At 64.3% G+C, this 22,845-nt stretch carries 19 protein-coding genes; 9 read left to right on the plus strand and 10 right to left on the minus strand.

From position 1 onward, the window contains the following. The first annotated feature begins 50 nt into the window (after positions 1-50). Genes eat through eutC form a run of 3 tightly spaced genes read left to right on the plus strand, consistent with a single transcriptional unit; the run spans position 51 to position 3,741 of the window. The gene (gene eat, locus QN397_RS11395) at positions 51-1,415 is read left to right on the plus strand and encodes an ethanolamine permease (protein WP_187051569.1); all 1,365 of its coding nucleotides are present in this window, start codon (positions 51-53) and stop codon (positions 1,413-1,415) included. A 38-nt stretch (positions 1,416-1,453) separates the two neighbouring features. Then, positions 1,454-2,857, plus strand: a complete 1,404-nt coding sequence (locus tag QN397_RS11400) for an ethanolamine ammonia-lyase subunit EutB (RefSeq protein ID WP_323500903.1) — start codon at positions 1,454-1,456, stop codon at positions 2,855-2,857. Continuing rightward, positions 2,854-3,741 carry an ethanolamine ammonia-lyase subunit EutC gene (eutC, locus tag QN397_RS11405; protein WP_323500904.1) on the plus strand — a complete coding sequence of 296 codons (888 nt, stop codon included), beginning with the start codon at positions 2,854-2,856 and terminating at the stop codon, positions 3,739-3,741. Before QN397_RS11400 ends, eutC begins: the two co-directional genes overlap by 4 nt. A 41-nt stretch (positions 3,742-3,782) precedes the next feature. Here the strand turns inward: eutC and QN397_RS11410 are convergent, their stop codons facing one another. From QN397_RS11410 to QN397_RS11430, 5 genes are all read right to left on the minus strand, one after another. Then, a complete protein-coding gene (locus tag QN397_RS11410) occupies positions 3,783-4,931 on the minus strand; it encodes a hypothetical protein (protein ID WP_323500905.1) in 1,149 nt (382 codons plus the stop codon). After that, on the minus strand, positions 4,928-6,307 hold the full coding sequence (locus QN397_RS11415) for a hypothetical protein (RefSeq protein ID WP_323500906.1): 1,380 nt from the start codon (positions 6,305-6,307) through the stop codon (positions 4,928-4,930). The genes QN397_RS11410 and QN397_RS11415 overlap by 4 nt, the downstream gene beginning before the upstream one ends. Before the next feature lie 124 nt (positions 6,308-6,431). Further along, positions 6,432-7,889 (minus strand): cytochrome c, encoded by a 1,458-nt coding sequence (locus QN397_RS11420; protein ID WP_323500907.1) that lies wholly within the window; start codon positions 7,887-7,889, stop codon positions 6,432-6,434. Then, positions 7,886-9,658: a GMC family oxidoreductase gene (locus tag QN397_RS11425; protein WP_323500908.1), complete on the minus strand. Its 1,773-nt coding sequence runs from the start codon at positions 9,656-9,658 to the stop codon at positions 7,886-7,888. The genes QN397_RS11420 and QN397_RS11425 overlap by 4 nt, the downstream gene beginning before the upstream one ends. 10 nt (positions 9,659-9,668) lie before the next feature. Further along, positions 9,669-10,412, minus strand: a complete 744-nt coding sequence (locus QN397_RS11430; protein WP_323500909.1) for a gluconate 2-dehydrogenase subunit 3 family protein — start codon at positions 10,410-10,412, stop codon at positions 9,669-9,671. Between the two features lie 147 nt (positions 10,413-10,559). On the opposite strand from QN397_RS11430, the gene QN397_RS11435 reads away from it, so the two are divergent. After that, positions 10,560-11,138: a peroxidase-related enzyme gene (locus QN397_RS11435; RefSeq protein WP_323500910.1), complete on the plus strand. Its 579-nt coding sequence runs from the start codon at positions 10,560-10,562 to the stop codon at positions 11,136-11,138. Between the two features lie 4 nt (positions 11,139-11,142). Here QN397_RS11435 and QN397_RS11440 read toward each other — a convergent pair whose 3' ends face one another. Beyond that, complete coding sequence (locus QN397_RS11440; protein ID WP_323500911.1) at positions 11,143-12,828, minus strand: phosphoethanolamine--lipid A transferase; 1,686 nt, start codon at positions 12,826-12,828, stop codon at positions 11,143-11,145. A gap of 31 nt (positions 12,829-12,859) precedes the next feature. Then, the gene (locus QN397_RS11445) at positions 12,860-13,591 is read right to left on the minus strand and encodes a phosphatase PAP2 family protein (RefSeq protein ID WP_323500912.1); all 732 of its coding nucleotides are present in this window, start codon (positions 13,589-13,591) and stop codon (positions 12,860-12,862) included. 160 nt (positions 13,592-13,751) lie between these two features. On the opposite strand from QN397_RS11445, the gene QN397_RS11450 reads away from it, so the two are divergent. Further along, positions 13,752-14,426 (plus strand): response regulator transcription factor, encoded by a 675-nt coding sequence (locus QN397_RS11450; protein WP_323500913.1) that lies wholly within the window; start codon positions 13,752-13,754, stop codon positions 14,424-14,426. A 1-nt stretch (position 14,427) separates the two neighbouring features. Continuing rightward, entirely contained in the window at positions 14,428-15,870 is a 1,443-nt protein-coding gene (locus QN397_RS11455; RefSeq protein WP_323500914.1) for a HAMP domain-containing sensor histidine kinase, read from the plus strand. Here QN397_RS11455 and QN397_RS11460 read toward each other — a convergent pair. Further along, a complete protein-coding gene (locus QN397_RS11460) occupies positions 15,860-16,285 on the minus strand; it encodes an acyl-CoA thioesterase (protein ID WP_323497516.1) in 426 nt (141 codons plus the stop codon). The two genes, QN397_RS11455 and QN397_RS11460, sit on opposite strands and share 11 nt — an antisense overlap. A 3-nt stretch (positions 16,286-16,288) precedes the next feature. After that, positions 16,289-17,071, minus strand: coding sequence for an SDR family oxidoreductase (locus QN397_RS11465; RefSeq protein ID WP_323500915.1), 783 nt, complete (start codon positions 17,069-17,071; stop codon positions 16,289-16,291). A gap of 136 nt (positions 17,072-17,207) precedes the next feature. Between QN397_RS11465 and QN397_RS11470 the strand changes: the two genes are divergently transcribed. Further along, entirely contained in the window at positions 17,208-18,908 is a 1,701-nt protein-coding gene (locus QN397_RS11470) for an electron transfer flavoprotein-ubiquinone oxidoreductase (protein WP_323500916.1), read from the plus strand. 25 nt (positions 18,909-18,933) lie between these two features. On the opposite strand, the gene QN397_RS11475 is transcribed toward QN397_RS11470, so the two are convergent. After that, entirely contained in the window at positions 18,934-20,196 is a 1,263-nt protein-coding gene (locus QN397_RS11475; protein ID WP_323500917.1) for a 4-aminobutyrate--2-oxoglutarate transaminase, read from the minus strand. 125 nt (positions 20,197-20,321) lie between these two features. Between QN397_RS11475 and QN397_RS11480 the strand changes: the two genes are divergently transcribed. Together QN397_RS11480 and QN397_RS11485 are read left to right on the plus strand one after the other, a co-directional pair. Further along, the gene (locus QN397_RS11480; RefSeq protein ID WP_323500918.1) at positions 20,322-21,845 is read left to right on the plus strand and encodes a PLP-dependent aminotransferase family protein; all 1,524 of its coding nucleotides are present in this window, start codon (positions 20,322-20,324) and stop codon (positions 21,843-21,845) included. A gap of 93 nt (positions 21,846-21,938) precedes the next feature. Next, positions 21,939-22,724: a class II aldolase/adducin family protein gene (locus QN397_RS11485; protein WP_323500919.1), complete on the plus strand. Its 786-nt coding sequence runs from the start codon at positions 21,939-21,941 to the stop codon at positions 22,722-22,724. Positions 22,725-22,845 lie beyond the last annotated feature (121 nt).

Raw genomic sequence — 22,845 nt, forward strand, 5'->3', positions numbered from 1 at the left:
CATTGGTCTTGCTGTGCAATGGCCATCTGCAACCTGGAAGGAAAAACCCCATGTCTTCGGGTCTTCGAAAAGTGCTTGGTCCGTTCCAGCTGTGGGGCATCGCGGTCGGCCTCGTCATCTCGGGCGAATACTTCGGCTGGAGCTACGGCTGGAACACCGCCGGGACGCTCGGCTTCCTGGTCGCCACCGTGCTGGTCGCGACGATGTACACGACCTTCATCTTCAGCTTCACCGAGTTGTCGACCGCCATTCCGCACGCCGGAGGACCCTTCGCCTATGCGCGGCGCGCCTTCGGACCGACGGGCGGCTTCGTGGCCGGCTTCGCCACGCTGATCGAGTTCGTCTTCGCGCCGCCGGCCATCGCGCTGGCGATCGGTGCTTACCTCAACGTGCAGTTTCCAGGCGTCAACCCGAAGTGGTTCGCGCTCGGCGCGTACGTCATCTTCATCGCGCTCAATTGGGCCGGCGTCGGCATCGCGGCGGCCTTCGAACTCTTCGTGACGCTGCTCGCCATCTTCGAGCTGCTGATGTTCATGGGCGTGGTCACGCCGGGCTGGTCGCTGGCCAACTTCGTCGCCAATGGATGGGCGGGCGGCGACGTGCTCAACGGCGCGGCAGTCTCCGGCATCTTCGCGTCGATCCCGTTTGCGATCTGGTTCTTCCTCGCCATCGAAGGCGCGGCCATGGCGGCTGAAGAAGCGCGCGATCCGCACCGGACTATTCCCATCGCCTACACGACCGGCATCGTCACGCTGGTGATCCTCGCCTTCGGCGTGATGATCTTCGCGGGCGGCGTGGGCGACTGGCGCAAGCTGGCCAACATCAACGACCCGTTGCCGCAGGCGATGAAGGTGGTGGTCGGCGAGAACAGCGGCTGGCTGCACATGCTGGTGTGGATCGGCCTGTTCGGCCTCATCGCCTCCTTCCACGGAATCATCATGGGCTACTCGCGTCAGATCTTCGCGCTGGCCCGCGCCGGCTATTTGCCCAAGTACTTCGCCGCTCTGAGCCCCCGATTCAACACGCCGCACCGCGCGCTGTTGGCCGGTGGCGTGATCGGTGTCGTCGCCATCTTCAGCGACGAGCTGGTCCAGTTCGGCGGCCAGACCCTGACCGCCAACATCGTGACGATGGCCGTGCTCGGCGCGATCGTGATGTACCTGATTTCGATGGCGGCACTGTTCAAGCTGCGCAAGTCCGAGCCGGATTTGTTGCGCACCTATCGCGCGCCCTTCTACCCCGTGTTTCCCGCCATCGCGTTCGGCCTGGGGCTGGTATGCCTGGGGGCCATGGTCTGGTTCAATGCGATGCTGACGCTGTTCTTCGTCGTGCTGATGGCGTTGGGCTACGGTTACTTTTTGGCGACGGCCAAACAGCGCCTGGCTGCTGCACCGGATGCGATGCTTTCCACCTGAACGGGAAGTACCCGCTACCAGATCGACACGCCAGGAACATGCGATACAGCACCACCATAGAAGGCCAAGTCTTCACGTTCGATGACCTCAAACAGGTCATGGCGTTCGCGAGTCCGGCGCGTTCAGGCGACTATCTGGCCGGCATCGGCGCGGCCACTTCGCAACAACGCATGGCTGCCCGATATGTCCTGGCCGACACACCACTCAAGCAATTTTTAAACGAAGCGTTGGTGCCTTACGAAACCGACAACATCACGCGCCTCATCTTCGACAGCCACGACGTCGCTGCCTTCGCGCCTGTCTCGCATCTGACGGTCGGCGACTTCCGCAACTGGCTGCTGTCGGAACAGGCGACCACTGTCACGCTCACAGCGTTGGCACCCGGCCTCACACCCGAAATGGTCGCCGCGGTTTCCAAGCTCATGCGCAACCAGGACCTGGTTTCGGTCGCCAAGAAATGCAGCGTCGTCACGCGGTTCAGAGACACCGTCGGCCTGCCCGGCCATCTGTCGGTGCGACTCCAACCCAACCATCCGACCGACGATCTGCGCGGTGTAGCGGCATCGACGCTCGACGGCCTGCTCTACGGTGCTGGCGATGCGGTCATCGGACTCAACCCCGCATCGGACAGCATGCCGGTGCTCGGCAACTTGCTGCACATGCTCGACGAGGTGATCCAGCGCTTCGAAATTCCAACGCAGAGCTGCGTGCTGACCCACGTGACCAACACGTTGAAGCTGGTGGAAGCCGGGGCCCCGGTCGACCTGGTGTTCCAGTCGATCGCCGGCACCGAAAAAGCCAACCTGTCTTTCGGCGTCACGCCCGAACTGCTCGACGAAGCGTATGCGGCGGCGTTGTCGCTCAAGCGCGGCACGGTCGGCGACAACGTCATGTACTTCGAGACCGGGCAAGGCAGCGCGCTGTCGGCCAATGCCAACTTCGGCGTCGACCAGCAGACCTGCGAGGTGCGCGCCTATGCGCTGGCGCGACGGTACAAACCGTTTCTCATCAACACGGTGGTCGGCTTCATCGGACCGGAGTATCTGTTCGACGGCAAGCAGATCATTCGCGCAGGGCTCGAAGACCACTTCTGCGGCAAGCTGCTCGGCCTGCCCATCGGTTGCGACATCTGCTACACCAACCATGCCGAAGCCGACCAGGACGACATGGACACGCTGCTTGTGCTGCTGGGCACGGCGGGCATCAACTTCATCATGGGTGTGCCGGGGGCCGACGACGTGATGCTCAACTACCAGAGCACCTCGTTCCACGACGCGCTGTTCCTGCGCGAAACACTGGGCTTGAAGCGTGCGCCGGAGTTCGAGGCGTGGTTGCAGAAGATGCAGATCACGGACGACGGCGGGCGTCTTGCTGCGCCCTCTTCCAACCGATCCAATCGCCTGCTCGAGGGCATGGGCGGACTGAAGGCGCTGGGCACATGACCGACGCGAAAATGCCTGGTGCCATGCCCGTTGCCATTCCCGCTGTCGCCTCTGCTGACGCCGCCGACGCCGCCGCTGCAGGGCCGCAAGCCTCGCCGGTCACGCCCAACCCCTGGCACGAATGGCGTGCCCGCACGCCGGCTCGCCTCGCGCTGGGCCGCGCCGGCTCCGGCATGCCGACCGACGAAACCTTGCGCTTCGGCTGGGCCCACGCGATGGCGCGCGACGCCATTCATGCGGCGCTCGATCTCGACAAGCTCGAGGCCGAGTTGCAGGCCGATGGCTGGACCGTCGAGCGCGTGCGCAGTCGCGCGACCGACCGCACCGAATACCTGCGCCGCCCCGACCTGGGCCGTCAGCTCGATGCCGAAGACGCGGCCAGGTTGCGTGCCGATGCCGCACAGATCGCGGAGGCGCAACGTGCAGAGGTGTGTATCGTCATCGGCGATGGCCTGTCGTCACTGGCGATCGAACGCCATGCCGTGCCGCTGCTCGCCGCGTTGCGCAAACACTTGCCATCCGACACGCGATTCGCGCCGGTGGTCATCGCATCGCAAGCCCGCGTCGCATTGGCCGACGAGGCCGGCGACGTGTTCGGCGCAGCGCTGTCGGTCATGCTCATCGGCGAGCGACCGGGTCTGAGTTCGCCCGACAGCCTCGGCATCTACTTGACGCATTCGCCAAGGCGTGGCCGGCACGACGCGGAGCGCAACTGCATCTCGAACGTACGACCCGAAGGCCTGGCCTACGACGTCGCCGCCTTCAAGCTTGCATGGCTGATGCGCGAGTCCTTGCGCCGTGGCCTGACGGGCGTCGAGTTGAAGGACGAGAGCGATCTTGCGGTGCTGGAGTCGGGCGAAACGCCCAAGGCACTGCGAAGCTAGACGGGGCCGCAATCAGAACGTGTGGCGCGGCCGAGGTTCGTTCACTGAAGGACACGGATCAGCTGAAGCGATTCTTTGACAGGGGCGCCTCTTTGATTGAAAACCGCGTCGAAACGCACGACGCGACCGAGTTCTGCCGAGTACAGCACCGTGCTCTTGAATGCCGCCGGCTGCATCGTCGTCAACGACACGACGGCAGAGCCCGGGTAGATCCAGCCTTCGTACTCGACACGACTGACAACCAGATCCCGGCCGTCGATGCGCGCCGTACCCGTACCGACTGCCACCGCAGTCAAGTCGTGGCGCCCTTTTTCACCGACCGCAGAGACGAAGTCGGCTTGCCAGCGCATCCCCGACTTCAGATCGCGACGGCCCCAACCACCCGGCGGCGAAGCGGTGTCGAACAGCCCACCTGTGGCCGAAAAAATGGAGATCACCTCGCCATCGATCTTCTCTATCCGTGAACCCTGATTGAAAAGGACCCGACCGCCATCGATGCGATCGACCTGGTACATCACGGTGCTTCGCCGTCCGGTCAATTCATCCACGAGCACGTATTCCAGCGCATCTCCGCGTCGCAGCGCCGTCGTTGGCGCGGAGGCTGCAACCACAGCCGCGATGGGCTGCGCGGCTGGCGCTATTGAAGGTACTGATGGCAATGCTGAGGGCACAGTTTCCGCAGACACGGCGACAGACACAGCATTTGGCGCGGGTCCCACGACGCTACCGACCGTGACCGCATCCGTACGGTTGTCACCGCGATCGAAGCGACGCTCCTCGCCGAACACGAGTTGCATCCAGGCTGGATAGGTGTAGCCGGCACCCGTGCCCGCATCGATCACTGCACCGATAGCACCGCCAATCAGTACGTTCCCCATCATTCCGGCATTGGCCCGGGAAACCGCCTGGCCTTGCGCTGAGGGTTGGCCGACCAGCAGGCAATTCACAAGCAGGTTCGAGCCAGAACGGCGCACCAAGGTGCTCGCCCCCGACATCGCGACGAACGAGCCCTTGTCGTTGGACAACCTGCATTCGGCACCGTCAAGAACAGCTCCGGCTGGCGTCAGCGTTTCGATCTTCACCGACTGTTCGAGGCCCTGCGTCACCGACGCGCAGCCACAGAGGAACGCGCAAACAAGCAGCCCGGTTGCCAGCGCGCAACGTTGCAACGCGTTGAAGCTTGCGTTCAATTCATCAACCCGATCTGCAGATAGCCCGCCACCGGACCGCCCCGCGCGCCGACGACCGCGGACAGCGCGCCGTTCTGCATGCCGAAGTAGATGTTGGGGCCTGTCGGATTGGCGATGGCCAGTCCTTCCGGGATCCCGGAAAAGCTCAGTGCGTAGCCGACACTCGCTGAAGTGCCGTCACCCTTTTTCACCGTCGAACCATAAGTCGTCGCATCGAAATTCAAAGAGCCCCATGTGCCATTGGTGTCGGCAGCGATCGCAGCCGTACTCGGCCAGACCGCTGTGGATGACAAGCCGATGCGAAACACCGAAATGGCCGACGAGGTTGGCGTGCTGGCAATGACGCCGGCTGACAGGTACACGTTCTGACCCGCCACCTTGGCTACCGAGAAAGCACCCACATCGGCAGGGTCCGCTGCGTTGACGACGCGCCACGCATCGGGCGTTGCGCCCGGCGTGATGTTGTAGGTCACCAGCGAAGCGGCCGGACATGCATCCACTGCGGTGATCGCCACTTCATTGCAGTTGAAGAGCAACGTGCCGCCGCCGGAAATCTTGGTCTTGCGAATGTCCGAGTTGCGCGTCGCGGCCGTCATGGTCAGGCCGAATCGTGTGTAGATGCCGTCGAGCTGGTTTTGCGCGGTGACCAATGCGCGCGACGCCACGAACGGCTGCACGGCATACGACCCGGCGACTTGGGCAACCTCGAACGGGAACGCGCCGACGATGGTGTCGGTCGCCAGACGAAAGCGCGCGTTGTTCGTGGCTACCGTATTGCGGGCGCTCTTGAACATGTAGGTACCCGCCGTCGTGGTATCGACGCTGAAGACATCCGTCGACACGACGCCGTCGGCATCGGTGAAGGCATACGACATGGCGTCGAAGTCGAGTGCGAGCGTCGGCTTGGCGCTGTTGGTTGCAAAGACCTTGTACGTACCGTTGCGCGTGTCGCCGGCGGCAACGTTGAGCACTGTGTCTTTGGTCAGCGCCGCATTGGCACTCGCCTTGGCGGTGATCGTGTAGGTCGTCGCGACCGTCGTCGAGTTGACGATCTGAGCCGACCATTTGGTGGCAGTCACATTCGGATTGCGCAGCCCGGCGGTGCTTGCCGCCGCATCGCTCGTTGTCCAGTCGGCCGACTGGCTGGGCGTGATCTCGACCGTGTCGCCGGGCTTGACGCTGAACTGGCCATTGCCGCCACTCGTCGCAGCCGTGCCATTGATCGAGACGTTGACCGTCAATGCTGCAACGGGCGCAGCTGGCGCAATGGGCAAGAATCCGCCGCCACCGCTACTTCCACCGCCTCCGCCGCAACCGACCAAACAACCCGCCACCGCCACGGCACTGGCCGCCAGCACAAACCCGAACCATTTCATTGCGATCTTCCTGTTGTTATGCAGGCGTCGTCGAGTCAAAAACTGACCGAAGCCTGACTTCAGGATCGTAACCGAAATGTATCTATATGTTTCTTAGCCGTGACGGGCTGGTTGTTGAGTACGGCTACCGCTGACCGACTATCGGTGTCACCGTCTTGCGCACGGTCGCCACCTGCGCTGGCGTCACCGCATCCGCCTTGTTGCCCCAACTGGCCCGGACGAAGCTCAGCATGTCGGCTACGTTGGCATCGGTCAGGCGCCAGCCGAAGCCGGGCATCGCCAGCGCCGACGGCGATTCGACGGTGCCCGGACGGGCCGACCCTTCGAGCACGATGCGGATCAGCGAGGTCGGATCTTTCGCGTTCACGACGGTGTTGCCGGCCAGCGCCGGGAAGGTGTTGTCTGCACCGGTCGCGTTCGACCGATGGCAGGCATTGCAGTTGTTCAGATAGACCATCGCTCCTGCTCCGGCGACGGTGCCGGACCGAAGCTGTTGCGTCGCGGGCTGCTTCTCGGCCGCAGCGACCACCGCGACTTGCGGCGTCACGGCGACGGCCAGCGTGCCGGCCGGCGCACCGATCGATTGCAAATATGCCGCGATCGACGCCAGATCCTCTTTCGTCATGTACTGCGTGCTGTTCTCGACCACTTGCGTCATCGGGCCGAAGGCCGCGGTGTGCGCCGTGCGGCCGGTCTTCAGGTAGGCCACCATGTCGTCGGTCGACCATTGCGCGGCAGTCGGCTGGTCCATGTGGCGCAGCGGCTGCGCGAGCCAACCATCGATCAATGCGCCTGCAAGATAACTGTCGCCCTTGCGCTCGCTGTTGGCCTTGACGCCGCCGAGCATCGAGCGCGGCGTGTGGCAGTCGCCGCAATGGCCGAGCCCTTGCGCCAGGTAGGCACCGCGGTTCCATTCGGCGCTGCGCGACGAGTCGGCCTGGTACACGCCCTTGTCAAGGTACAACAGGTTCCAGCCGATCATCAGGAAGCGCATGCTGAAAGGCCATGGCAGATCGGTCGGCGGCGGCTTGACGGCGGAAGGTGCCACGCCCTGCTGAAAGTACGCATACAGGTCGTGCATGTCGGCATCGTTCAGCTTGGCGAACGACGGGTACGGCATGGCCGGGTATAGGTGCTTGCCGTCGCGCCGCACGCCTTCGCGCAAGGCGCGGGCGAAGTCGGCTTCGGTGTAGTCGCCGATGCCGGCGCTCTTGTCGGGCGTGATGTTGCTCGACACGATGGTGCCGAAAGGCGTCTTCATCGGCAGGCCCCCGGCGAAGGGCGCAGCGCCGGGGCCGGTGTGGCAGCTGATGCAGTCGCCGGCCTTGGCGAGATAACGGCCGCGCTCGACGGATGGATCGGCCGAGGGTGTCGGCGAAGCAGCGGGCGACATTACAGCGGGTGCAGTCACGGCAGCCGCCGCCTTTGACTCCGCAGCCGGCCGCGTGCCGGTCGACGGCTCCGCCTTCTGCCCGAAGGCCCATGTCGTCAACGCCGCAGCGATGACCATGCCGACGCCCGTGATGCGCAGCCGCGTGGTAGTCGACATCGGCTTCGACTCGTCACTGGGCGCGCCGCTCATGCCAGGGCTCCCGGGTTCTTAAGGTAGCGCTCGCGGATCGCCTTGGCCGACCAGTAGGCCAGCGCGGCGACGACGCCGGTCGGGTTGTAGCCGAAGTTCTGCGGGAACGCGCTGGCGCCCATCACGAACACATTGGGCACGTCCCACACCTGCAGGTAGCGATTGATCGCGCTGGTCGCAGGGTCGGTGCCCATCACCGCGCCGCCCGTGTTGTGCGTCGACTGGTACGGCCGCACGTCGTAGTGCTGGCCCTTCTTCTTGAAGCCCATGCTGATGTGCTTGGGGTTCATCGCCCTGGCGATCTGCTCGACCTTACCGCCGATGAACTCGGTCATCGCCATGTCGTTGTCTTTCCAGTCGAAGGTCATTCGCAACAGCGGCTGGCCGAACTGGTCCTTGTAGGTCGGATCGAGGTCGAGGAAGTTGTCGCGGTAAGACATCACCGAGCCCTGTGCGCCGAGGCTGGTCTGGTAGATGTAGTTTTCCTTGGCGGCCTTCTTCCATCCTGCGCCCCACGTCGGCGTGCCGGCGGGCAGGCTCAGCTGCTGGATCGGCCGTCCGCCCGTGTTGATGCAGTTGATGCTGGAACCACCGATGAAGCCGAGTGGCCCATGGTCGAAGTTGTCGCCGTCGAAGTCGTCCATCGCGTGGCCGCTGGCGCCCGAGCCGACGAAAGGATTCATCGGCTGCTCCTTGTCGAAGTGCAGCGCAGCGCCGCCGTTCAACTGGTACGCATAGTTGCGGCCGACCACGCCTTCGCCGGTGGCCGGGTCGTACTTCTTGCCGATGTTCGACAGCAGCAACAAACGCACGTTGTGCATCTGGTAGGCGCACAGCACGACCATGTCGGCGGGCTGCTCGACCTCGTTGCCTTGCGCGTCGACGTAGGTCACGCCGGTGGCGCGTTTGCCGTCGGGCGACATGTTGACGCGCAGCACATGCGAGCGCGTGCGCAGTTCGAAGTTGGGCCGCTTCATCAAGGTCGGCAGCAAGGTCGTTTGCGGCGCGGCCTTGGCGTACATGTAGCAGCCATAGCGTTCGCAGAAGCCGCAGAAGTTGCACGGGCCGAGCTGTGCGCCGTGTGGGTTCGTATACGCCCGCGATGCATTGGCCGCAGCCTGTGGGAATGGATGGAAGCCCAGCTCGCGCGCCGCCTTCTCGAACAGCACCGCGCTGTTCGGCGAGGCCAATGGCGGCAGCGGATATTCGTTGGCGCGCGCACCTTCGAAGATGTTGCCGCCCGCCTGGATCTGGCCGCGGATGTTGCCGGCCTTGCCCGAGGTGCCGCAGATCTTTTCGAACTGGTCGAAGTGCGGCTCCAGCTCTTCGTAGGTCACGCCGAAGTCCTGCAGGTTCATGCCTTCGGGGATGAACTTCTTGCCGTAGCGCTCTTCGTAGGTGCTGCGCAAACGAAGGTCCGCCGGCAGTGCGCGCCAGTGATGGCCGTTCCAGTGAACGCCGGCGCCACCGACGCCATCGCCCAGCAAGAACGAGCCGTGCTGGCGATACGGAACCGCCGTATCCGCGGGCATATGACGGATCGTCACCGTCTCTTTTGACAGGTTCTGGAACAGCTTGCCGCGGATGCCGTAGCTCAGCTCGTCGGTGATGCGCGGGTACGCGAAGTCGGGCACCGTGTCGCGGCCTTCACCGCGTTCGAGCGCCAGCACCTTGAGGCCGGCGGCGGTGAGTTCCATGCCCATGATGGCGCCGGTCCAGCCGAAGCCGACGAGCACCGCATCGACGCTCGGCTTCTTGATGTTTGCCATGTCGCGCCCCTCAGCCTTGCGGGCCGCTGATGCTGACGGGCGGCAGCGTGTAATGAACGCCGGGCTTGTCGACCCAGTCGAGATAGTCGGCGCGGGCTCCGGGAAAGCCGATCATCTTCCAGGCAGCGGCGTTCTTGTTGCCGCCGTGGATCGGGTCGCTGAAGTAGCCTTCCTTGGTGTTCTGCAACAGGAAGGTGAAGAAATCCTTGGCACCGACGTTGTCGAACTTGATCGTCTCGGTGTCGAGCCCCTTGAGCACTTCGTCCTGCTGCGCGGCATCGAGTTGCGCGAAAGTCTTGCCGCCCTTCTGCGCCTTGCACCAGGCATCGGTCGCGGCGATTCCGGCGCGATAGACCTCGCGCGGCAGCATCTTTCCCTGGTAGCCGAAGAGCGGCGAGCTCGGCACGAACGGCCCTTGCATGTACCAGGTCGCGGCCTGGCCGAACGAACCTTCCATTTGCCTGTCGATGAACTCGGGCACGCCCGCTTCGATGGCGCCGGGGCCGATGTCGTCCGAAGGTATTAACCGTGCGACAGCGGCCTTGATGAAGGCCCACTCGTCGGCATGAAAGTAGACCGGAACATAGTTCGCCGTACTCGCTGCAGAGGAAGCGGTACCGGAAGCGGGAGATGCAGGCGCCGTGACGTTCTGCGCGGTGACGAAGCCGGTGGCGGTGAGCGCGGTCGCTGCAGGAACGATTGCGATGGAGCGGCGCAGGAAGCCGCGCCGGCCGGGGTGTGACAGATCACTCATCATGTGCAGGGCGGAACAAGGCCGCCCCCTTTGTTTTGCGGAGTCATCATGTCCCTATCCGCCGCATCGCGCTGCGGGCCACCGTCCATGCCTATCATTCCGGTCGACTAATAAAAATCATCGGCCCATCCAACAACGGAGACATGCATGACAGATCGCTACCCGCTCGCCGAACTCAAGGACTTGCCTGAAGACATCCGCACCGCCGTGCTCGAAGTGCAGGAAAAGGCGGGCTTCGTACCCAACGTCTTCCTTGCGTTGGCACGCCGGCCCGCGGAGTGGCGCGCCTTCTTCGCGTACCACGACGCGTTGATGCTGAAGGAAGAAGGCTCGCTCACCAAAGGCGACCGCGAGATGATCGTCACGACCACCAGCGCGGCCAACCAGTGCCTCTATTGCGTCGTGGCGCACGGCGCATTGCTGCGCATCTACGAGAAGAAGCCGCTGGTCGCGGACCAGGTGGCGGTCAACTACCGCAAGGCCGACATCTCGCCGCGCCAACGCGCGATGCTCGACTTCGCGATGAAGGTCTGCGACCGCTCGCACGAGATCGACGATGCCGACTTCACCGCATTGCATGCACACGGCTTCGACGATGAAGACATCTGGGACATCGCCGCGATCACCTCGTTCTTCGGCCTGAGCAACCGCATGGCCAGCTTCAGCGGCATGCAGCCGAACAACGAGTTCTTCATGATGGGCCGCGTGCCACGCGAGAAGAAATAAGGCCTCAGGCCGCAGGGGCGCGACACGCAGCGAACATGTCGAGCGCCGGCTTGTAGGTCGGCGACTGCACGTCCATCACACCGAGCGCGGTGTGGAACAGGTTGTCGTGCGTATAGGGCTTGTCGAGCTCGCCTTTAAGGCAAGCACTCGACAGCTTCTGGCGCTTGACCATGCCATCGCCGAACCACGCCACCAGCGGGATGTGCTTTTGCACTTCGGGTGCGATGCTGTAGGGCAAGCCATGCAGGAACAGGCCGAACTCGCCGAGCGATTCGCCATGGTCGCTCTGGTACAGCAGCGCGGTGTCGTAGTCCTTGGATTGCGTCTTGAGCCAGTCGATGGTGCGACCGAGAAAACGATCGGTGTACAAGATCGAGTTGTCGTAGCCGTTGACCAGTTCGGTATGGCCGCATTCAGCCAGCGCATTGGTCCGGCATTCGGGCAGGAACTGCTTCACGTCGGCGGTCGAGCGCTTGTAGTAAGCCGGGCCGTGGCTGCCCATTTGGTGCATGACGAGCACCACGCCTTTGCCGCGGCGTTCCGGCGGCAAGGCGGCCAGCCGCTCGTCGAGTCCCTTGAGCAACGCATCGTCGAGGCACTCGTCGCCGTCGCAGAGCGCAGCCTTGTCGGCTGCAGAAAGACTTGTCACGGCCGACGCATTGGGCACGCGATTGCACACGTCCTTGCAGCCCGACTGGTTCTCGATCCAGAACACCGCGAGGCCAGACGCCTGCAGCACGTCGAGCAGGTTCTCATGCTCGTCCTTGCGCGCCTCGAAATCCGTCTTGCCGAGTGAAGAGAACATGCACGGCACCGATGCCAGCGTGTTGGTACCGCACGAGTGAACGTTGTGAAAGCTGTAGACGTCGCGCTTCGCCAGCTCCGGGTTGGTGTTGCGCGCATAGCCGTTCAGCGCGAAGTGATCGGCACGCGCCGTTTCGCCGACGACCACCACGAAGAGAGGCGGCCTGGCCTGGGCGGCATAGCTGGCACCGAGCTTGGCGCCAGCCGTGATCGGAATCAATTTTCCGCTGCGCTGAAAGAGCGGTTTGACCGCCACGCGCATCGCCGAATAGAGCGGCGCCAACGGATTGATCATGTAGCGCAGATGCACCTCGTTGCGCATCAACGGGGCGAGGTCGCGGTTCATGACAAAGGCGCCGCCGAGGCCGATGGCCAGCGCCGCCGCGGCGAGCGCCAGGTTGCGCCACCCCTGCGACCACAGTGGCATCCGCTTGATGCGCATGCGCCAGATCCAGAAGGCCGGCAGCGCGACGACCAGCAGTACGTTGAGCGCCATGCGCCAGCTCAGCAGGTCGCGCACCTCGTGCGGATCGGTCTGCGTCGCATTGGCCATCATGCTCGGGTCCATCACGATGTGATAGGCCAACATGTAGTGCTGCACCACCGCCGCCAGCACCACGACCGCGAACCACAATGGCTTCATGAAGCGCGACCACGCGGTGAACGACAGCAGCGCGGTGGTGCCCGCGATCATCAGCAGCGCCATCGCGCCGATGGTGCGCAGGTACACGCTGGGCGCACCGCCGATGCGGGCCAGATCGATCCACAGCGCCCAGTTGGCGGCCACTGCCAGATACAGGCTCAGGCAGAAAATGAACGTGCGTGCCGACCGCGGTTGGCGAACCCATGCATCGAAAGTTGCGAGCGGGCTGGAAGTCGTCGTCATTCTTTTAATCCCTTGATATCTTCATGGCGCTTCAAGCCGCCTCTTTAGCGGCAATGCGCACTGCGGGCCTCCGCGCGAAACGCACCGCCGCATCGATCGCGAACGTGACCGTCCAGCAAATCCATGCGGTCCACAACGTGTGGCTCATGTAGTGCGCGCCCCGCATTTGCTGAACGATGCCGAACACGCTGCCCATCACCAGCACCACGACCAACCAGCGGCGCGCCACGGCCGGCGAGGCGTGCCTGAAGACGAAGTACCCGCCGAACCAGGCGAAGGCCGCTGAGGCATGACCGGCCGGAAAGCACCCACCCGGCCCACCGTCCGCCACCCCGATCGCCCAGTGCGAAACATAGTGCGCAATGCCGCCGAAAACCTGCAGATCCCATGGGCAACTGGTCTTGCTGTGCGACTTCATCAACGACACGGCGAGCACTGCGGCCAACGCAGACAAGGCCAGCTGGGTTCGTTCGACGCGGTCGAGCTGCCGCAGCACGCTGACCGGCCAGCGAATCGACGCGAAGCAGGCGGCCAGCACGAACCAGCTGCCAATGCGGGGCACGTCGTGCAGCCAGAAAGAGAGCTGTTTGCTCCAGCGCCACGGAAATCCCGCCGGCGTGCCGAAGACCTGCGCCGCCGCCAGGTCGAGTCCGGACACATCCCAGGCCAGGACGCACAGGAGCAAGACGAGCGTGATGCCGACAAGACGGGACGTGCCGAGCGGAGATGAAGGAAAAGAGGAAATGGGAGACGGTCGATTCATGCAGCGTTTGAACAGCGCAGCGAACGCGGGACGATCACGGTCGGTCGCGAAAACCGAGGACAGAGCATAGGGCTTTAGCCTGAACGAAGCCTGAAGAGCGCACTAGACTCGACCGTTACCCATCGAGCGTCTTGAAGAGAGCCCAAGAAAAGGATACCAAGTGCGCGTTTTGCTGGTCGAAGACGACATGGCTTTGAGCGATGCGTTGCGGGGCTACCTGCAGGCCAAGTCGTTCGTAGTCGACGCGGCACCCGGCCTGGCCGAGGCGCGTGCCGCACTGCTTCAGGCGCAGTACGCCGCCGTATTGCTCGACCTGCATCTGGGCGACGGCGACGGCCTCTCGCTCTTCCCGCAAATACGCGCCCTGCGCGACCGTCCCATCGTCATCGTGCTCACGGCGCGCGACCAGGTCACCGACCGCATCCGTGGGCTGGATGCCGGCGCCGATGACTACCTCGTCAAGCCCTACGACCCGGCAGAGTTGCTGGCTCGCCTGCGTGCCGTCGAGCGCCGGCGCAGCTCGGTCGGCGCGCCGGTGCTGCAGTTGGGCACGCTCGAAATCGATCTGGCACATGACAGCGTTCGCAAGAACGGCGAGCCGGTGACCTTGACGCAAAAGGAGTGGGCGCTGCTGCGGGTAATGGCCACACGCCCCGAGCGCATCCACACGCGCGAGCTGCTGCAAGACGCGCTCTACGGCTTCGACGACGACACCGACAGCAACACGCTGGAGGTCTTCATCAGCCGGCTGCGCCGCAAGCTCGGGCACGGCCACATCCAGACCCTGCGCGGTCTCGGTTACCGATTGGCATCGGCGGCGGACGAGGACCAGTGAAGTGCGCCGCATCCAAATCGACACACTGGCCGGCCGCCTCGCCCGCACGCTGATCTTCTGGGTCGGCGGCATCTGGCTCCTGAGCGTGCTGGCGGTGGTCTGGTATGTCGACCGCGAGATCAACTTCAACTTCGACAACGAACTGGTCGAGGTGTCGCATCGTATGTTCGACATCGCGGTCGCAGAGGTCGACCGGCGCATCGCCGACAAAGTGCCTGGCCAGCCATTGGTCGCGCCGACGCCGCTCTTCAAGGATGCGGCGGTGATCTACCAGGTGGTCGATGCCAGCGAGCAGGTGTTGCTGCGCTCGGCGGAGACGCCGCCGGACACCTTCGACGTACCGGCGTCGCCGGGCTTCGTCAATCTCGACACGTGGCGCATCTACACGGTGAAGCACCCGACGCGCCCGCTGTTTCTGCAAGTGGCCGATCCGCAGAGCGAGCGACGCGATGCACTCAACCGCACGCTCTTTGGCATGCTGCTTCCGCTGGTCGCGCTGGTGCCACTGCTGGCCGTGTTGCTGGGACGCATTGCCCGCACCGAGCTGAAGGTGCTGCAACAAATGACCGGTGAAATCGAACAGCGCAGCGGTGCCGACTTGCGACCGATCAGCCTGCCTGGACTCCCGAAGGAGCTGTTGTCAGTTGGCGATCATGTGAATCGCTTGCTGGAGCGGCTGGCGCAGTCGCTCGACGTCGAACGTGCGCTTGCCGCCAACGCAGCACATGAGTTGCGCACGCCGCTCGCGGCCGCGCGGCTGCGTCTGCAAACCGCCCTCGACCATGACCTGCGGCGCGAAGATGTGGCCGCCGCGCTGGCCGCCCTGAAAACGCTCAGCCATCGCACTGAAAAACTGCTTCAGCTCTCGCGGGCCGAATCGGGCGCGGCCTGGTCGCTCGATCGTGTCGATCTGGTCAAGCTGGCCGGCACGGTCGCAGAGGAGTTCTGGCGGGACGACCGCAACGATGGCCCGGAAGGTTGGCTTCAGGCCATGCACCGCATCGACCTCAAGCTGCCCGGCGACGACACAGAGGCCGAGGCGGAGACAGAGGCAGAAGCGCCCGCCACACTCGGCGACTTCGATGCGCTCGCCATCGCATTGCGCAATCTGGTCGAGAACGCATTGCAGTACGCCGGCGGCTCCCGCGTGACGATCGAAGTCACGCGCGACTGCAAGCTCGTGGTGCGCGATGGCGGCCCCGGCGTTACGCCGTCGCAGCTGCAGTCGCTGCAGGAGCGGCATGTTCGACACAGCGCCGACCGGGCGGGCTATGGTCTGGGCCTGTCGATCGTCGCGACCATCGTGCAAAAACACGAGGGGCAGCTCGAACTGGCGTCGCCACCGCTCGGTGCGCTGCAGGGCTTCGAAGCGCGCATCGTGTTGAAGCCCGCGCCGAAGCGCATGTCGACGACACGAGCGCCGGAAAGCCAGCTCAGTCGCTGACGAGCGCGCGCAGCCAGTCCGGCAGAGTCGTGGCCTTCTGCTTGCCGTAGTCGATCCAGATCGTGGTCGCGCCACCCTCCGCACACACGACATCGGGTGCGTCGGCCCGCGCCATCGTCCCCCAAGTCTCGAAGGTGGTGCGTGCCGGGTCGCTCACATACATCTTGAGCAACACGTTGCCGGGGTATTCGAGCTGACGGTAGAAGTTGCAAAAGGCATTGACGATCACCATGCCCTCGCCTTCGGGCGCATTCGTCGGTACGCCGAGTGAGCTCATCCAGTCGATGCGCGCTGTTTCAAGGTATCGAAAGTAGGTGCCGTTGTTCAGGTGACCCATTGCGTCCATGTCGCCCCAGCGAATGGGGATCGACATCTCGTAGACCAGCTTTTTCTTGGCGGGGAGCTCGATCCGCATGCCTTAAACCCCGAAGCCGTCGTCGGCCGCGATCACCGCACCGTTCACGAAGTGGCTCTGCCCGCTCGCCAGCAACACGATCAGCCCGTCGAGGTATTCCGGCTTGCCGACCCGCTTGCGCGGCAGCATGCCCACCAGCTTCTTGCCGTTTTCGGTCTCCCAATGGTCGCGATTGATCTCGGTCGCGATATAGCCGGGGCACAGCGCGTTGACGTTGATGTCGAAGCGGCCCCACTCCAGTGCCATCGCCTTGGTCATCTGGATCACTGCCGCCTTGCTCATCGCGTACACCCCGATCTGCGGCAACACCTTGAGTCCCGCCATCGATGCGATATTGATGATGCGGCCGCCCATGTAGGTGCCCGGCGCCGCGCCGCGAGCGCGCGCGATCATGCGTTTAGCGACCTCTTGCGCAACGAAAAATGCGCCCTTGGTGTTGGTGTCGAAGACGAAGTCGTAGTCTTCTTCGGTCACGTCCTGCAGGCGCTGCGTGATGCTCACGCCCGAGTTGTTGACCAGGATGTCGATGGCACCGACTTCGGTCTCGGCATGCGCCACTGCCGACTGGATACTTCCGATGTCGGTCACGTCCAGCTCGACCACGTGGGCGTCACCGCCCTCGCCCTCGATGCGGGCGCGCAGGTCTTTCAACCGGTCGACGCGCCGGCTCGCGAGCACCACCGCCGCGCCGGCACGTGCCAGCGTTTGCGCGAACTGCGCACCAAGACCACTCGAGGCGCCGGTCACGAAGGCCACACGGCCAGAAAGATCGATGCTGTATGCCATAAAGGTAAATCCTGTCCAGGGGTAGCGAGGCGGAGTCGCCGATGGATGACATCGGTGGCCGGACGCGCCGCATAAAATGGGTTTCCCCGCGGTGCTTGTGCCTCAAAAAATCATTATCGACGAGACCTTACAACCAATGACCCACGACGAAATCCTCGCCCAGTTCGGCCCCCGTGAAGCCATGGAATACGACGTGGTGATCGTCGGTGGCGGTCCGGCGGGCCTGGCCACCGCAGTCCGGCTGAAGCAGCTCGCGGCCGAACAGGAGAAAGAGATCTCGGTCGTCGTGCTCGAAAAAGGCTCCGAGCCTGGCGCGCACATCTTGTCGGGCGCCATCATGGACCCGCGCGGCCTGGACGAGCTCTTTCCGACCTGGCGCGAGATGGGTGCGCCGCTGAACCAGCCGGTGACCGAAGACGCCTTCCTGCTGCTCAGCGAAAAAGGCGGCGTGCGTACCCCCAATTTCATGCTGCCGGGCAACTTCCAGAACCACGGCAACTACATCATCAGCCTGGGCAACTTCACCAAGTGGCTGGCGCAACAGGCCGAAAACCTGGGCGTCGAAATCTTCCCCGGCTTCCCGGCCGCCGAAGTGCTCTACACCGACGACGGCAAGGTGCGCGGCGTGGCCACCGGCAATTTGGGGCTAGGCAAGGACGGCGAGCCAACCGACAGCTTCCAGCTCGGCATGGAACTGCACGGCAAATACACCGTGTTCGCCGAAGGCTCGCGCGGACACTTGGGCCGCCAGCTCATCGCCAAATACAAGCTGGACGACGGCAAGGATCCGCAGAGCTACGGCATCGGCATCAAGGAGCTGTGGGAGATCGACCCGGCACGCCACCAGCCCGGCCTGGCCATCCACACGGCCGGCTGGCCGCTGCCGACTGACACGTATGGCGGCTCTTTCGTCTACCACGCGGAGAACAACCAGCTGATCGTCGGCTACGTGGTCGGGCTCGACTACCAGAACCCGTACATGAGCCCGTTCGAGGAGTTCCAGCGCTTTAAGACGCACCCGAACATCCGCTGGTACTTCGAAGGACAAGACAAAGGCTTGAAGGCGCCCAAGCGCCTGAGCTACGGCGCCCGTGCCATCACCGCCGGCGGCCTGCTCTCGCTGCCCAAGACGGTGTTTCCCGGTGGCGTGCTGGTCGGCTGCGAAGCCGGCTACCTGAACGCGAGCCGCATCAAGGGAAGCCACGCCGCGCTCAAGACCGGCATGCTGGCGGCCGAAGCGGCATTCGAGGCGGTGCAGGCCGGGCGGCAGCACGACGAGCTCGTCGCCTACCCGGCAGCTTTCGAGCGGAGCTGGCTGCACACCGAACTCAACAAGGCACGCAACTTCAAGCAGTGGTTCAAGAAGGGTCTGGCTGTCGGCACGGTGATGACCGGCATCGAGCAGCTGGTGCTGCGCGGCAAGATCCCATGGACCATCCACCGCAAAGAGGCCGACCACGTGCGGCTGAAGAAGGCCAACACCGCGAAGAAGATCGTTTATCCGCGGCCGGACGGCAAGCTGACCTTCGACCGGCTCTCGTCGGTGTTCGTGAGCAACACGAACCATGAGGAAAATCAGCCGGCGCACCTGACGCTGAAAGACCCGACGGTGCCCACCCGGATCAACCTGCCCGAGTACGCGGGCCCGGAGCAGCGCTATTGCCCGGCCGGCGTCTACGAGTACGTGGCCGACGAGGCGAATGCCGGCAAGGAGCGGTTGCAGATCAACGCGCAGAACTGCGTGCACTGCAAGACCTGCGATATCAAGGACCCGACGCAAAACATCGTGTGGGTCACGCCCGAAGGCGGCGGCGGACCGAACTACGTGGGGATGTGATCCCCGGTCTGGTTCGCTATGCCTTTCAGGCCTTGAGCGCGTCGTCGATGATGTCGAGTGCGCGGTCGAACAGCGCATCGGGGATGGTCAGCGGATAGAGAAAGCGGATCACGTTGCCGTACATGCCGCAGCTGAGCAGCAACAGGCCCTGCGCCATGGCGCGTTGTTGCACGCGGCGGACCGCCTCGGCGTCGGGCGCACCGGCCGCGTCGCGCAATTCGATCGCGACCATCGAGCCCTGCGCGCGAACTTCGGCGATGCCGGCATTCGATTCCTTGGCGGCCAGCAAGCGCATCGTTAGCCTTTCGCCAAGCCGCACCGAGCGTGCGCAAAGTTTCTCTTCTTCGATCACGTCGAGCACCGCGAGCGCCGCAGCAACCGCCAGCGGGTTGCCCGCGTAGGTGCCGCCCAGGCCGCCCGGCAACGGCGCGTCCATGATGTCCGCGCGCCCCGACACGGCCGACAGCGGCATGCCGCCCGCCAGGCTCTTGGCCATCGTGATGAGATCGGGCTCGACGCCGTGGTGTTCCATGGCAAAGAGCTTGCCGGTGCGGCCGAAACCGCTTTGCACTTCGTCGGCGATGAGCACGATGCCGTGCTGGTCGCACAGCGCGCGCAGGCCCTGCATCAGCTCGGTCGGCGCGACGTTGAAGCCGCCTTCGCCCTGCACCGGCTCCAGGATGATCGCGGCGATGCGTTGCGGCTCGATGTCGGTCTTGAAGAGGCGTGCGATCGCGGCCAGCGAATCGGCCGCCGTCACGCCCTGCAGTGCCTCGGGGTATGGCACATGGAACACCTCGGCCGGGAACGGACCGAAGCCGACCTTGTACGGCGCGACCTTGCCGGTGAGCGCGAGCGTCATCATCGTGCGGCCATGAAAGCCGCCGCCGAAAGCGATGACGCCCGAGCGCCTGGTGTGCGCACGTGCGATCTTGATGGCGTTCTCGACTGCCTCGGCGCCGGTGGTGAAGAAGGCCGTCTTGGTCGGCCCGCTGATCGGCACCAGCGCGTTGATGCGCTCGGCCAGCGTGACCACGCTCTCGTACGGAACGATCTGGTAGGCCGTGTGCGTGAAGCACTCCAGCTGCGCGGCGATGGCTGCCACCACGCGCGGATGGCGGTGCCCGGTGTTGACCACAGCGATGCCTGCCGCGAAGTCGATGTACTCGCGGCCTTCGACATCCCACAGGCTCGCGTTCTCGGCGCGCTGGGCATAGAAGTCGCACATCACGCCGACGCCGCGTGGGGTGGCGGCAAGGCGGCGGGTTTGCAGTTCGCTGTTGGTCATGGCAATTCCTGTGAAGTCGATCGAAGGCAAAAGGAAGTCAGAAGTCCTGCGCCGATTGGACGCCGGATTGGCCCCAGACAAAAGATCCGCTTTGCGCGATTCAATGGAGCCAATCACAATCGACCATGAAATCCATTTGCGCGGACCTCGTTTTGCAGCGGATGTCGCCTGAGAACGGTACTCCACGGGAAGCAGGCACCGCACTCAACCGCCAGCTCTACGACTGCCTGCGCGGCGCCATCCTCGACGCCAGCCTGCCGCCCTCGTCGCCTCTGCCCGCCTCGCGCGACCTGGCCCGTGAGATCGGCGTGTCGCGCAACACGGTGCTGCACGCCTACGAGCAATTGCGCGCCGAAGGCTATGTGCACTCGCGCGTCGGCAGCGGCACCTTCGTCGCTGCGACCACGCCGGAAAGTTTTCTCTCGGTCGACCGCACTGCCGCCGAAGTCGATGTCGCAAACGGGGACGTGCGCCTGTCGCGCCGCGCACAGGCGCTGCTCGCCAATGCCTCGGCCGCACCGCTGCAATGGGGCGCCTTCATGCCCGGCGTGCCGGACGTCACGCAGTTTCCGCATCGCCAGTTCAGCCGCATCCTCACGCGGCTGTGGCGCAATCCCGCGCCCGAGCTGCTGACCTATTCGCATGGCGGCGGCCACCCTGCCCTGCACGCCGCTATCGCAGAGCATCTGCGTGTGGCGCGTTCGGTGCGCTGCGCGCCCGACCAGATCCTGGTGACCGAAGGCGTGCACCAGGCGGTCGACCTCACGCTGCGCATGCTGGTCGATCCGCGCGATACCGTGTGGGTCGAAGAGCCTGGTTACTGGGGCTTTCACAAGGTGCTGCAGATGGGCTCGACGGTGGTGCGGCCCATGCGCGTCGAGGCCGTTGATTCCGTCGATGGCGGCTTGCCGCGCGGACGCACGCCGCCACGGCTGATCTTCACCACGCCGTCGCATCAGTACCCGCTCGGCTCGGTCATGAGCCTGGCGCGGCGACGCGAGTTGCTCGACATCGCACGCGCCTCCGAAGGCTGGGTCGTCGAAGACGACTACGACAGTGAGTTCCGCTTTGCCGGCAAACCGATTCCGTCGATGCAAGGCCTGGAAGCCGATGCGCCGGTGATCTACATCGGCACCTTCAGCAAGACGCTGTTCCCTGGTTTGCGCGTTGGCTACATGGTGCTGCCGCGCGCGCTGGCTGCGCCCTTTCGCACCGCGCACGCCGACCTGTACCGAGAAGGCCATGCCATCACGCAGGCGGCCCTCGCCGAGCTGATCGAGCAAGGCCACTACGCCGCACACATTCGTCGAATGCGCGTGCTCTACGCACGGCGGCGTGCGTTGCTCGTAGCGCTGATCGTGCAGCACCTTGGCACCGATTTTCTCGATGCGCAATCGAGCAATGCCGGTCTGCATCTGGTGCTGCGTCTGCCCGACGATTGCGACGATGTGGCCATCGCCGAAGCAGCGCAGGCACGCGGCGTGTTGACCCGACCGTTGTCGCGCTACTACCTGCGCGGCGGCGGACGGCGTGGCCTGTTGCTCGGCTATGCGTGTGTCGAAGAAGCCGACATCGAACCCGCGCTTCGCGTGTTGATCGGGTGCTTGAAAGAGTTCATCAAGTTCAACGACCCGATCGGTCCCATCTGAAAAATGCACAGCGCCCGCATCGATTCACTTGCTACGCGACTCCTCTCCAGTCGCTACAGTGGGTATCCAGCCCATTCACCGGAGAGATTTGCAATGTCCCGACTCGTATCGATTCGCCCGCTCGATTCACCCCACCTGGACGCTTCGGACGAAACCTGGCGCGCGCGCGTGCACCTGGCCGCGGCAAACCGCCTGGCGGTCTACGACGAGCTGGAAGAGGGGATCGACAACCATTTCACGATGACCGTACCCGGACGGGACGATCGGTTCATGGTGCTGCCCTTCGGCAGGCACTGGTCCGAGGCCCGGGCGAGCGACCTGATCGTGTTCGACGAGACCGGCAACGTGCTCGACGGCGAGGGCGACCTGGAGTTGAGCGCGTTCTGTATCCACGCACCCTTGCACCGAATCACCGGCGCCAAGGTCGTCTTGCACACGCACCAGACCTGGGCCTTGGCGTTGAACATGCTTGAGGACAACCGGTTGTTGCCGGGTAGCCAGACCGCGGCGTTCTTCGCCCGCAACGTGGCCTACGACGACGGCTACACGGGCTTGGCGGCGGAGTTGAGTGAGGGCGAGCGCCTAAGCGCGATCCTGGGCGACAAGCAGATCCTCTTCATGAAAAATCACGGCGTGCTGGTCATTGGAGAGACGGTCGCCCAAGCCTATCGACGGCTCTACAAGCTCGAGAAGGTCTGCAAGGCGCAGGTGTTGGCCCTGTCGACCGGCCGACCCCTGGCACTGCTGTCCGAGGAGTTGGTGAAACGGGTCGACACGCCAAACCCGAAGGACAGCCACTCACGCTCGGAGCGCGAGCAGCTTTACTTCGCGGCGATGATGCGGGTCCTGGACCGGGTCAACCCAGGATATGCCGATTGAATTGAGGTGAATGCAGTCTTTGCTGGCGGCGAAGGGTCCGGAACTGCAGGCCGATCGAATGGCTGCTTGTGAATAGATCGAACTGGCGCTGCCGCAGGACTGACCGTGGCGCATCATCACC

The organism is Variovorax sp. RTB1, assembly GCF_035018765.1.
Taxonomy (GTDB): Bacteria; Pseudomonadota; Gammaproteobacteria; order Burkholderiales; family Burkholderiaceae_C; genus Variovorax.